We start from the raw sequence: 12,378 nt of genomic DNA, 5'->3' as shown, positions 1-12,378 counted from the left end.
GGATACCTATCATGATCCGCAATCTCCTCATCATTTCCGGTGCCGGTCTGGTTCTGGCCATTGTCGGCATCGGCGGAGCCTTTGCTCTCGGCGGGGCCGACCTGACCCGCCACAGCTGGAGCTGGGTCGTCAGCGAAAAGGACGACAATTTCCGCTTCGAGCGCGCCGGTCCGCAACAGCCCGATATCAAGCGCACCATCGCCTGGACCGGTAGTGACAGCCTGAACATCGATATGCCCGTCACGGTCATCTATGATGCCGCCAGCAGCGAAACGGGCATCTTTGTCTCGGGCCCCAAAGACTATGTCGATGCCGTCAAGCTGGATGGCGACCGCCTGACGTTGGACGATAACGACCTGCCCTCGCGCGGCTATATCCAGTGGACCGGCGCAGGTGTTTCCGGCTCCAGCGAGCGCGACCGTCTGACGGTCCGTATCAAGGGTGGCGCAGTCAAGGCCTTCACCCTGTCGGGCCAGACCGACCTGGAAGTAAACGGCTATAACCAACCGTCGCTGGACCTGACCTTGGTCGGCAATGCCGATGCCGAGTTCAAAGGCACAACCCAGAGCCTCAAGGTCGATGCCTCCGGCTACAACTCGGTCAAGCTGGACGAGCTTCTGACCCGTGATGCCACCATCCGTGTCAGCGGCGATGCCAGCGTGCGTACCTCGGCAGATGGCAAGGTCGAGATCGACGGCTCGGGCGATACCCGCGTCCGCCTGACCCGCCAGCCGGGCGAACTACGCCAGACCCTGTCGGGCGAGGCCGAGGTCGTCACCAACTAGCATCACTTTAAAAAGGGTCGCCTTTCTCCCCCGCGCGGTCCTGATTAAAGTGCAACAGCCCCCGTTTTCCGGTTCCTGCTGCCGGATACGGGGGCTTTTCTTATGGGGTGAGGCCCGCACCATGATGACGAACGCGGCTTTCATGCCTATCTAGCGGGCATGACCCAATCGGCTAATGCTTCCTCGCCCTCTCCTATTCTCGACGCTGCCGGTGTCGATGCCCCGGAGGCCCTGTCCATCCTGCAAACCGCGCTGGACGGTGCGGACGATGGCGAGTTGTTCCTTGAAAAGACCGAGAGCGAGGCGCTGCTGTTCGATGACGGCCGCCTGAAGAACGCCAATTATGACGCCTCCAAAGGTTTCGGCCTGCGCGTCGTCGCGGGCGAGACCGCAGGCTTTGCCCACGCCAACGAGATTTCCGCTGCCGCCATCCGTCGTGCCGGTGACAGCGCGGCTCTGGCCAAGCGCGGTCATGCCGGCGTTGTCGCCGAGGCTCCGCTTGCCACCAATCAGCGCCTTTATGCTCCGATTGATCCGCTGCTTTCCCCGTCCTTCTCGGACAAGATCGCCTTGCTGGCCGAAATCGACGCCTTTGCCCGCGCGCGCAACCCGCATGTGGTGCAAGTGTCCGCATCGATTGTTGGCGAACGCCGCTCCATCGACATCCTGCGCGGCGATGGCCGTATCCTGTCCGACATCCGCCCTCTGGTGCGCCTGAACGTCTCGGTCACCGTCGAAAAGAACGGCCGTCGCGAAACCGCATCGTCCGGTGCCGGTGGCCGCTCACCCTTCGAGGAATGGATCAAGCCGGAACGCTGGCAGGCTCAGGTCGATGAATCCATCCGTCAGGCCATGGTCAACCTCGAAGCCATCGACTGCCCCGCCGGTGAAATGGATGTGGTGCTGGGTGCTGGCTGGCCGGGTGTGCTGCTGCACGAAGCCATCGGCCACGGCTTTGAGGGCGACTTCCACCGCAAGGGCTCCTCGGTCTTTACTGGCAAGATGGGCCAGCGCGTTGCCGCCCCCGGTGTGACCGTCGTCGATGACGGCTCGATTGCCGACCGTCGCGGCTCGCTGTCGTTTGACGATGAAGGCACCCCAACCTCGCGCACCGTGCTGATCGAGGACGGCATCATGGTCGGCCTGATGCACGACCGCCTGTCGGCCCGCCAACTGGGGGCCAAGGCCACCGGCAATGGCCGCCGCCAGTCCTTCGCCCACCAGCCCATGCCGCGCATGACCAACACCTTTATGGAAGCGGGCAAGGACAAGTTCGCCGACATGATCTCGTCCACCAAGCGCGGCCTCTATGCCGCCAATTTCGGGGGCGGTCAGGTGGACATCACCAATGGCAAGTTCGTGTTCCAGTGCACCGAGGCCTATCTGATCGAAGACGGCAAGATCACCACGCCGGTGCGTGGTGCCACCCTGATCGGTGACGGCGCCACCGCCCTGACCAAGATCGAGATGATCGGCGACGACTTCGCCTTCGACCCTGGCGTCGGCACCTGCGGCAAGGCCGGACAGGGCGTCCCCGTCGGCATCGGCCAGCCCAGCCTCAAAATGGGAGGCCTCACCGTCGGCGGCACAGCCGTCTAAAACACCAAAGGCCACCCGCAACGGGTGGCCTTTTTTGTACCCGCAGCGCTACAAAAAGACACATCGGGATAACGCTACACTATTAGTTAAACCCAAGCTTATTATCCAAGGTCAGTTATCTAGTCATAGTGAGCTGACACCGAATGATCCCCCATCGTTCCGCCACCGCCTGTCTTGCCTTGATTGCCTGTGCCTATGCTGGCAGCGCAACCGCCCAGAACACCGATCAGTGGCGCGTAACCGTCAGCCCCTATGTCTGGGCCACATCACTGGATGGCAATATTACATTGGCCGGGCACAGAGCCCCTGTCGATGTGCCCTTCTCGGATGCCTTCGACCAGCTGGAAAGCGTGGTCATGGGCGATGTTGAAGTTCGCAAGGGCCGCTGGGGCGGCTATGTCGATTACCAATATGCCAAGACTGCCGAAGATGTGTCCCTGCTGGGAATACCTGCCAATCTCGGTACCCGTACAACCACCCTATCCGGCGGCCTGCTATACCGCCTGATCGATGACCCGCTTGGCGGACGTACTGCCTTTGGCGACCTGCGCTCATTGCGTGTCGAACCTATTGTCGGGGCCCGCTGGAGCAAGGTGCAGGCCGATCTCGCCACACCGCTGGGGGCCACGCGCAAAGGCGCTGAATGGACCGATCTCATGCTGGGCCTGAGGGTCGAGGGTGATGTCACCGATCGCTGGACCTTGCGTGCTCAGGTCGATGCCGGTGGTCTGGGCGATAACGACCGCAACAGCGTCTCTTGGCAGGCGCTGGCCTCCTATCGCACCCCGCTGGGCGATGGGGCAGTCTCCGTCAATGCAGGATACCGCCTGCTCCAGCAAAACTATGAGCAGGATGATTTTACCGGTCAGCGCTTTGACTGGAAGGTATCGCGCCACGGTCCCGTTCTGGGCCTGTCACTCACCTACTGACCCACCAAAGGATACGACACATGCGTAATGGAATGAAGAAAGGCGCTCTTGCGCTCGCCGCCGTTCTCGCCTTGGCCGTTCCGGCTGCCGAGGCCTGCACCCGCCTTGTCTATCACGGTCATGACGGCGGGGTGATTACCGCCCGCTCCATGGACTGGAAAGACGAGATCATGACCAATCTCTGGATCTTTCCCCGCGGCATGGACCGCGATGGAGCCGGTGGCCCCAATTCCCTCAAATGGACTTCGAAATACGGCAGCGTCATTTCCAGCGGCTACGACATCTCGACCGTCGATGGCGTGAACGAGATGGGTCTGGTCGCCAACGTTCTGTGGCTGGTCGAGTCCGAATATCCGGCCCACGATCCGAACAAGCCCGCCCTCAGCATTGCCGCATGGGCACAATATGCCCTCGATAATTACGCCACCGTGGCCGAGGCCGTGGCAGCGCTTCGTGACGAGCCGTTCGTTCTGGTCAGCGACAATGTGCCGGGTCAGGAACGCCTGACCACCCTGCACCTGTCCCTGTCGGATTCTGGCGGTGACAGCGCCATCTTCGAATATATCGACGGCAAGCTGGTGATCCACCACAGCCGCGACTATCAGGTGATGACCAACTCGCCGACCTTCGACCAGCAACTGGCGCTGAACACCTATTGGCAGGGCATCGGCGGCACGGTCATGCTGCCGGGCACCAACCGGGCGGCCGACCGCTATGCGCGTGCCTCCTTCTACACCAACGCCATTCCCAAGTTCGAAGACCAGAACATGGCCGTGGCCAGCGTGTTCAGCGTGATCCGCAACGTCTCGGTGCCCTTCGGTATTTCGACCCCTGACCAGCCAAACATCTCGTCAACCCGCTGGCGCACGGTCGTGGATCACAAGCGCAAGCTGTACTTCTTCGAGTCGGCCCTGACGCCGAACACCTTCTGGGTGGACCTGAAGAAGATCGACTTCTCGCCGAACGCGCCTGTCAAACGTCTCGAACTGGGAGAAAACCAGATCAACACGCACTCAGGTGACGCCACCGCCAAGTTCAGCAATGCGCGCGCCTTCCCCTTCCTCGGCCCGCAATAGAACCCACCCTCATCAGGCATAAACCAAAGGCCACCCCGACGGGTGGCCTTTTCTTTCGCGCGATGTGCGGCTCAAATCTTCCGGCTGCCCATTGTGGTCTGTTGCCATTTTGAAGGCGGCTTGTCCGTACGATGAACACAGCCGGGCCAGCAACAGGGGCGGCGTTTCCCCTCTCGCATTTCTTCGATAGTGCGCCTGATCCGTTTTTCCCGCGTCGCGGCCTGTTTGGCATCTTCGACCCAGCAGATGAACTCGTTACGCCCCAGCGGGGTCAACCCTTGCCAGAGCGCAAACGCGCCATCATCCGCACGAAGAGCATCCTCCATATCTGACGCCACCTCGTGCACCACACCGTGCAAAACAGCCTCTGCCGCACTCATCCGCATCTCCGTCTCGAACGCTTGAGGGTAAGGTGGCGCAGAACAACCGGATCGGCAAATCAGCCCTTGGCCGCGTCCCACATCTTCTCGCCAAACAGCACCGACCACTGCTCGGGCGACAGCTTCATATGACGGGCCTGTGCGGGATGGTCCTTGGGCACCTCGCCATAGCGTTTGACCGCTTCGCGCGCACCCACGCGGTCAAACCAGCGTTTCAGGGCGGGCCATTGCGACACATCCATATCGATGGCGCGGCTGGCCCTCACCCACGGCCAGACGGCCATGTCGGCAATGGAGTATTCGCCCGCCAGATAGTCCCCCTGAGACAACCGCCCCTCCAGCACATCGAACAGGCGATGCGCCTCCTTGGTATAGCGGTTAACCGCATATTGCGGCGGCTCGGGCGCATAGCGCAGGAAATGGTGCGCCTGACCATGCTGCGGCCCCAACGACGCCATTTGCCAGAACAGCCAGCTGAGGGCCTGCGCCCGTTCTCGCGTATCTGTCGGCAGGAACCGCCCTGTTTTCTCCGCCAGATAAAGCAGGATGGCCCCGCTTTCGAACACGGCCACCGGCTCGCCGCCCCCTGCCGGAGCATGATCCACAATGGCGGGCAGTCGGCGGTTCGGATTGATCCGTGCGAAGTCCGCCTCCAAATGCCGCCCCTCCAATAAGTTATATTTGGTCGTGCTGTGTTCCAGTCCCACCCCTGCCAGCTCCAACTCCGCCAGCAGGATCGCCACCTTGTGGCCATTGGGCGTATCGCACCCGTGCAGCTCGATCATCATCCGTCCTCCCTCACGGATAGACACTCGGATGCACAATCTATTACGTCAAATTATTTTACCATTATTTCCATTCCGGCCCGTCAATCTCGAAACCGGCCGCCACCAGCATATCCAGCACCCCGCCCGCTTCGCCCAGTGTCCGCACCGGTGCGACCGCCAGTGTCACGCCCTCGTCGGCAATAGCGGTCGATATGGCATTGACCCATTCGGCACGCGCACGCGGGCGCACCTCGGGATCTCCCCAAGGCCAGCACACATCCATGGCCAGATCGACCGGCGAGGCCAGCACCCCCTTCACATCCAGACGGCTCCATGCGGCGGCGCGGTCCGAAACTGCGGTGGGGCCATATTCCGCCACCGACATGGCCGCATCCAGACAGGGCATGTGCGTCTGCGGCGGGGCCGAGATCAGGGTTTCCACCAGTTCATTGCCACGCACCACCCCGATATGGTGCGTTTTGACACCCGCGCGGCGCGCGGCGCGCTCGACCGCCCGTTCAATACGCGGCGATTTGGCATCCTTCTCGCCACCCTTGTCCTTGATGAGTTCAATGGCCGTCAGCAGAAAACTGGTCCTTTGCCAGTTATCATTGCGCTGGCCCGCCATCAGCGCCGTCAGACGCGCCATGTCCTCAACCGACAGATAATCCGCAGCCCGCGTATCATCGGGCAGGATAGCAATCGTGCGCGAACGCCATATGATACGGAATATATCCGCAGGCGAGGCCCGCCCCTCTTGCGCGAACAGCACACGGTCGGAGCGCGTCACCGCATCCTCCAAGGCTTGCGCCCGCCATTCAAAATCCTTGGGCACCTCGCGGATCATACCCGCCAGTATGAGGACGCCCTCGTCACCGCGCCGCACCGTCCAGATCGGCAGGCCCGCCCGACGCGCCACCACCACAATCTCCTCGACCTGTGACGGAGCGTCTTCGGTCAGGTTTTCAGGATCGTCTCTATTGTCCTGCGCCATGGCCAAGGCCGTCACAGGCGATAGCGATAACAGCAGCGAAACAGCCATGACGGCCAAGGAAGTTTTCATCAAACTCTCTTATCCCAAACCGAAATATATAATCATTACAGTCATGTAATCCTGTCTTCGATGTAACCCACCTGTCTGTCTTGTAACTGGAGATCGTACATTAAAAGCCGCATTTCCTTGTGCAACGAAGTTCAAGGAACAGGAAGTAATGCGCCATCACCTGCTGACCGGTACCGCCCTTATTGCCGCCCTTATGGTCCCGGTGGTGGTCCTGCCGTCCGATGCTCGGGCCGATACCCCGCCTGCCTATATGCCGCAGACCGGTGACCACGGCGTCCTCATCTATCAACCTGAATTCTTTACCGGCTACAGCCCCAATACCGCGCTGGACATGGTCAATCGTGTTCCCGGTTTCTCGGTCAATGACGGTGACGGCGCGCGCGGCTTCGAAGGGGCCGTCGGCAACGTCCTTATCAATGGCAGCCGTCCGGCTTCCAAAAACGATACCGGTTCCAACGTTCTGGGCCGCACTCTTGCCGCACAGGTCGAGCGCATCGAGCTAATCCGCGGCGGTGCCCCCGGCATCGAGATGCAGGGCTATGCCGTCGTTGTGAACGTGATCCTCAAGAACACCGCCAGCAACGAACATATCGCCACCTTTAACGCCCATCTGTTCGAAGGCGGTCAGGACCTGTTCGGCGGCACCTACCAATATACCCGCCGCAGTGGCGACTATAGTTGGGGCGTCACGCTGGGCGATGGCATCTCCCAAAGCGATTCCAACGGGTCCGGCCCGCTGCGCCGCGTCGATGGCGCAGGCAATCTCATCCGCGCCGAAGACTATTGGAACGACGGCTATGGCGGCGGCAACTCGATCCGCGGCAACTGGTCCGGTCCGGTGCTGGGCGGCAAGCTGGACCTGACCGCTCGTTACGGCATCAATGACTGGCACAATATCAACCTGCAAACCGCCCCCAATGTGCTTCGCGACAGCCGCTCCGACAATGACGGTTCCAGCGGCGAGATCGGTATCGTCTTCACTCGCCCGCTGACCACCCGTACCAAACTGGAAACCCGCCTGATCCACGAGTTCAGCGACTTTGACAATGTGTCTGTATCCAACACCCGCATCGACAATGTCAGCGATCCCGAACAGCGCTTCACCTCCAACGGCAATGCGTCCGAAACCATCCTACGCAGCCTGGTTCGTTTCGAACGCAATGCCAGCATGGACTTCGAGGCGGGCGGCGAGGTGGCCTATAATATGCTGGAAACCGATCAGGCCTATTCGGTCGGCGGCACCAACATCCCTCTGCCCTCGGCCTCGGTAAAGGTCGAGGAAACGCGCGGCGAGCTGTTCGGCAAGGGCACATGGCGCATCAATCCGAAATGGACCCTCGAAGGCGGCCTGCGCCTTGAACATTCCACCATCAGCCAGTCCGGTGATGCCGATCAGGAAGAAAGCTTCTTCTTTGCCAAGCCGCGCCTGCTGGTAACGTGGAACCCCTATGACAAGAACCAGCTGCGCCTGCGCTTCGAGCGGGTCGTCGGCCAGTTGAACTTCGAGGACTTTGCCGCCTCGGCCAGCCTGTCCGAAGAGAACGTCATGGGCGGCAATGTGAACCTCAGCCCCGAACAGCGCTGGATCAGCGAAATCACCTATGAGAAACGCTTCTGGGACGAAGGCGTCGTCAGCATCGGTCTGCGCCATGATGAAATCCGCGACGCCATCGACCTGATCCCGCTGGACGGCGGTCTGGCCGCTGTCGGCAATATCGGTGACGCCACACTCGATCAGCTGGCCCTGAACATCACCTTGCCGCTGAACAAGATGGGCATTAGCGGCGGCCAGTTCGGCTTCCGCAACACCTGGAACAAAACCGAGGTCACCGACCCGACGACCGGCCAAAAGCGTCCGATCTCTGGCGTACGCGCCTCTCAGGCCACGCTGAGTTTCCGGCAGGACATCGCCTCGTGGAAACTGCAATGGGGCGGTGCCTGGATCCCGCGTCTGGGCCAGATGAACTATCAACCCGACCAGACCTCGGGCTGGACCGGCAGCGATTATTACGAACTGTGGGCCGAGTACAAACCCGCCCCCACCCTGTCGATCCGCGCACAGGTCAATATCTGGGATGATTTCAACATCGAACGCACTGTCTATGGCGACCGCGTTACCCGTCCGGTCGCCTTCATCGAGAACCGTTTCGTTGACCCGCGCACCTTCTACCAGATCCGTCTTCGCAAGACGTTTTAAGGCTTCCAAGCGTGGCGATCCTGTCGCGCCACCGGAACACCTGACACTTCCCTGCCTCAACGGCAAAATGTCAGGCCACTAAAAAAGGCGGCACCCCTTTCGGGATGCCGCCTTCTTTTTTCCAGCCGTGACCAGAGGGCTTAGCGGACGCCCGCCATGCCCTTCTTCAGCAGCGGCGACAGGGCCAGCAGCACCACGCCGACCACAACACCGGTCATACCGATCGTGTTGTACATCGAGGTATAGCTTTCCAGCGCCTTGGACGGGTCGGTGACAACACCGGCAATCGTGTCGGTCGCGGTCGCCTTGGCGATCACACCGGCCACGATATGCGCCACCGACGAGGACAGGAACCATACGCCCATCATCATGCCGACCATGCGCGCCACCGACAGCTTGGTGATCATCGACAGGCCGACCGGCGACAGGCACAGCTCGCCCAGCGTGTGCAGCAGATAGGTCAGGAACAGGAACATCAACGGCACCTTGAAGGCTTCGTTCGCCTGTGTTGCCGCCGCCCATGCCAACAGCAGGAAGCCAGCCGAGACCAGCACCAGCGCCACCGAGAATTTCACCGGCGTCGAAGGTTCCTTGTTACGCTTGCCCAGCCAGACCCACAGAGCTGCCACCAGCGGACCGCCAATGACGATGATGCCCGGGTTGAACATCTGGGTGTAACCGGCATTGAACCAGTTCGGCATCTGGGTGGACTGGTCCGCAAACAGGGTCAGCGACGAGCCTGCCTGTTCGAACAACGCCCAGAACAGCACCGAGAAGAAGATCAGCACCTGCGCAACCAGCATGCGCGAACGCTCTGCACCCTTCAGGGTGAAGACGGTCGTGCCCACCACCAGCGCAAAGGTGATGGCGGCCACAGGGATCAGCACCGCTTCGATAATGCCGTGGCGTTGCATCAACAGCCAGATCGGGAAGACCGACACAATGGCCGCAATCCAGAAGAACGGCTCGACCGGTACGCCGAAGATACGGCGACCCTTGATCGGCTGCGGCGGGCCACCACGGCCTTCCAGCCAAGACTGACCCAGCAGGAAGGTCGCCAGACCGGCGAGCATACCGATACCGGCCAGACCGAAACCATAGGCCCAACCATAGTTGTAGCCGAGGTACGAACACGCCGCCGTCGCCAGCAGCGAACCAAGGTTGATACCGACATAGAAGATGGTGAAACCACCATCACGACGCGGGTCGTTCTCTTCGTAAAGAGCCCCGACCACCGTCGAGATATTGGCCTTCAGGAAGCCCACGCCCACGATAATCAGCGACAGGGCCAGGAACAGGATCGGTTCGCCAAAGCCCAGATCGCGGGTGATTTCGGTGGTGTAACCGCCTGTCGGCACCATGTTCGGGAAGCCGCTCTGACCTGCGGCCAGCGGCTCGACGCGGGTCACGCCCTCGCCCGAAATCTTGATCTCGGCGCGTTCGCCCGCCTCGTTAACGACGAACATCTTGCGGTTCTGGTCACGACCATCGACCTCGACCTGATAGGTCGTGCCGTCGACGATCATACGTTCCTTGCCACCGGTGCCTTCAAAGGCCATGGCAAAGTGACCGGCCACAAGCATGACCGCACCGATGATGACCGCCTTGCGGGCCCCCAGATAGCGGTCGGCAATCATGCCGCCCAGAACCGGCATCAGGTAAACCATCGCCGCATAGGCTGCGTAGATGCCCTGAGCCTCTTTCGGGCCGAACAGGAAATGCTGGACGAGGTAAACCGTCAGCAGGGCGCGCATACCATAGTAGGAGAACCGCTCCCACATCTCGGTAAAGAAGAGCACCACCAGCCCTCGGGGATGCCCGAGGAAGGTCTTACGGGGCGCGGCGTCTAGGGCGCCCCCACTTTCCGTCGCTGACACGCGGAACTCCATGTCTGGCGCCCCCACCGGGCGCGAAAGCGGTCAGAAACAGCACGACACGCGCCGTGTAACAAGATGTTAACGTCGATTTTCGTCCTATGTCCGGCGTAAAACGGTCACAAAATCGTAGATTGCAAACAATCTTTACCACTGCGCCTTTGCCAGGGTGCGTCACCTCGACACATGGCCAAGCTTGTGACACGCTGAACGATCGCTGTTGTGTAACAGAGTAACTGCCGTGGCTGTCCGCCCGTTCGAACTTGCCGATATCGAAGGCGTCAACGCCCTCCACACCCAGATCAACTGGCCCGCCCCCAGTGCCGAGCAGTGGCAATGGCTGGCTTCCAACCCTGCACGCGGCACATCGCCCATGGGATGGGTGATCGACAATCATGGCCGCATAGACGGTTTTTTGGGCAATTTTCGGCAGACCTATTATCGGGATTCCGCCGTGCTCTCAGCGGCAACCGGTCATTCGATTATTGTCTCGCCTCGCGTCAAAGGGGCTCTGCGCGAACTGATCCAACCCTTTTTGAGCCAGAAAGACCTGTTTGCCGTCAGCATCCTCAACGCGAATGAAATAGGCTCGCCCATCTACCGGCACTATGGCTTGAAACCTTTTTCCGCGCCGGTGCATGATATCAAATTGGCCTGGCTACTGGCCCCGCACCGGATTGTGGTCGCCAAAATCCTGCGCAGTCTGGCGGCACGTCTTCCTTCGCTTTATCCAATGCTGGGCGAGCGGTTCTTACCCCGCCCTGTACCCGCTTTTGATGCACGCAGTGTCGCCTGGCCTGCCGGTGTGCATGCTATCGCAGACATGTCCGACAACTCGGCTTTCGCGCGCTTCTGGCAGCAACTGATAGTGGATGGCGAACTGGTCGCCGAACGCTGTCCGGCCCTCTTGCGCTGGCGGTTGGCCATGCCGGACCTGACCTCGCGGCCCGTTCTACTGGGCTATTATGATGAACAGGGGCTTTGCGCCTATGCGATGGGGCAACTGTCCAAGGTCGGTCCGATCGAAGTGGTCACACTCGAAATCATCGATCTGATCGCGCTGAAACGCGCGCCCGCAACCGCTATCCCGACGCTGATCCGCGCGCTGAAACTGGCGGCCCGCAAACTTCAGGCGGCCAAGCTCCGCCTGCCACTGGTGTCGGCCAGAACTCAGGCCGCCCTAGGCTCCACAATCGGTCTGGCCCATAATGAAGGCGGCTGGGGTCATGCCTTTGCCCATTTCAGTGCACCAGAGGCCGGATTTGCCGACTGGCAACCCACCCCCTTCGAAGGCAGCTACAGCTTCACCCTAAGACAACCCTATCAGTGACCGCAGACCTGAGTATGCCTGATTTTCAGAACCGACGCTTGCCGCTGACGGTTTCCCAGAACAGCCGGAAATCACCCATCAGGCTCCACAACGGATATTTGAACGTCGCGGGCCGGTTCTTCTCGAAAAAGAAATGTCCCACCCAGGCAAAGCCATAGCCAACCAGCGGCATGGCCAGCAGCCACCACGGATTGCGCGTCACCAGAAAGACGGCGAAGGCCGCAATCACCAGTCCGGTCCCCACCACATGGATGCGGCGGCACGTCCGGTTGGAATGCTCGTGGATATAATAGGGATAGAAGGCTTGGAACGAGGCGAACCGCCCCTCGGCTGGATGCATGCTCATAAACGCAAAATGCCTCCGGTTTTCACCGGAGG

The 12,378-nt window shown here is 60.9% G+C and carries 11 protein-coding genes; 6 read left to right on the top strand and 5 right to left on the bottom strand.

Features of this window, described 5'->3' with window-relative positions; translation table 11 throughout:
* The first annotated feature begins 11 nt into the window (after positions 1 to 11).
* The 4 genes from WEU32_RS03430 to WEU32_RS03415 all read left to right on the top strand — a co-directional run bounded on the left by WEU32_RS03430 (position 12) and on the right by WEU32_RS03415 (position 4,389).
* Complete coding sequence (locus tag WEU32_RS03430; RefSeq protein ID WP_312135192.1) at positions 12 to 785, top strand: GIN domain-containing protein; 774 nt, start codon at positions 12 to 14, stop codon at positions 783 to 785.
* Positions 786 to 944: 159 nt separating this feature from the next.
* A complete protein-coding gene (gene tldD, locus WEU32_RS03425) occupies positions 945 to 2,384 on the top strand; it encodes a metalloprotease TldD (RefSeq protein WP_406852870.1) in 1,440 nt (479 codons plus the stop codon).
* A 143-nt stretch (positions 2,385 to 2,527) separates the two neighbouring features.
* The gene (locus WEU32_RS03420; RefSeq protein WP_406852869.1) at positions 2,528 to 3,313 is read left to right on the top strand and encodes a hypothetical protein; all 786 of its coding nucleotides are present in this window, start codon (positions 2,528 to 2,530) and stop codon (positions 3,311 to 3,313) included.
* A 20-nt stretch (positions 3,314 to 3,333) separates the two neighbouring features.
* A complete protein-coding gene (locus WEU32_RS03415) occupies positions 3,334 to 4,389 on the top strand; it encodes a linear amide C-N hydrolase (protein ID WP_406852868.1) in 1,056 nt (351 codons plus the stop codon).
* Positions 4,390 to 4,460: 71 nt separating this feature from the next.
* Here the strand turns inward: WEU32_RS03415 and WEU32_RS03410 are convergent, their stop codons facing one another.
* From WEU32_RS03410 to WEU32_RS03400, 3 genes are all read right to left on the bottom strand, one after another.
* Positions 4,461 to 4,769: a YdeI/OmpD-associated family protein gene (locus tag WEU32_RS03410; RefSeq protein WP_406852867.1), complete on the bottom strand. Its 309-nt coding sequence runs from the start codon at positions 4,767 to 4,769 to the stop codon at positions 4,461 to 4,463.
* 59 nt (positions 4,770 to 4,828) lie between these two features.
* Positions 4,829 to 5,557 (bottom strand): glutathione S-transferase C-terminal domain-containing protein, encoded by a 729-nt coding sequence (locus WEU32_RS03405; protein ID WP_406852866.1) that lies wholly within the window; start codon positions 5,555 to 5,557, stop codon positions 4,829 to 4,831.
* Positions 5,558 to 5,618: 61 nt separating this feature from the next.
* Positions 5,619 to 6,599 (bottom strand): TraB/GumN family protein, encoded by a 981-nt coding sequence (locus WEU32_RS03400; RefSeq protein WP_406852865.1) that lies wholly within the window; start codon positions 6,597 to 6,599, stop codon positions 5,619 to 5,621.
* Positions 6,600 to 6,747: 148 nt separating this feature from the next.
* Here WEU32_RS03400 and WEU32_RS03395 point away from each other — a divergent pair, with 148 nt between their 5' ends.
* A complete protein-coding gene (locus tag WEU32_RS03395) occupies positions 6,748 to 8,796 on the top strand; it encodes a TonB-dependent receptor plug domain-containing protein (protein WP_406852864.1) in 2,049 nt (682 codons plus the stop codon).
* A 140-nt stretch (positions 8,797 to 8,936) separates the two neighbouring features.
* On the opposite strand, the gene WEU32_RS03390 is transcribed toward WEU32_RS03395, so the two are convergent.
* Entirely contained in the window at positions 8,937 to 10,673 is a 1,737-nt protein-coding gene (locus WEU32_RS03390) for an oligopeptide:H+ symporter (protein ID WP_312135180.1), read from the bottom strand.
* A gap of 238 nt (positions 10,674 to 10,911) precedes the next feature.
* Between WEU32_RS03390 and WEU32_RS03385 the strand changes: the two genes are divergently transcribed.
* Positions 10,912 to 12,000 carry an N-acetyltransferase gene (locus WEU32_RS03385; RefSeq protein ID WP_406852863.1) on the top strand — a complete coding sequence of 363 codons (1,089 nt, stop codon included), beginning with the start codon at positions 10,912 to 10,914 and terminating at the stop codon, positions 11,998 to 12,000.
* Between the two features lie 25 nt (positions 12,001 to 12,025).
* Here WEU32_RS03385 and WEU32_RS03380 read toward each other — a convergent pair whose 3' ends face one another.
* Positions 12,026 to 12,346 carry a DUF962 domain-containing protein gene (locus WEU32_RS03380; RefSeq protein ID WP_312135177.1) on the bottom strand — a complete coding sequence of 107 codons (321 nt, stop codon included), beginning with the start codon at positions 12,344 to 12,346 and terminating at the stop codon, positions 12,026 to 12,028.
* Between the last annotated feature and the right edge of the window lie 32 nt (positions 12,347 to 12,378).

It is taken from the genome of Brevundimonas sp. BH3, assembly GCF_045345115.1.
In the GTDB taxonomy this organism is placed as follows: domain Bacteria; phylum Pseudomonadota; class Alphaproteobacteria; order Caulobacterales; family Caulobacteraceae; genus Brevundimonas.
This window is presented reverse-complemented; position numbering and strand designations above follow the sequence as displayed.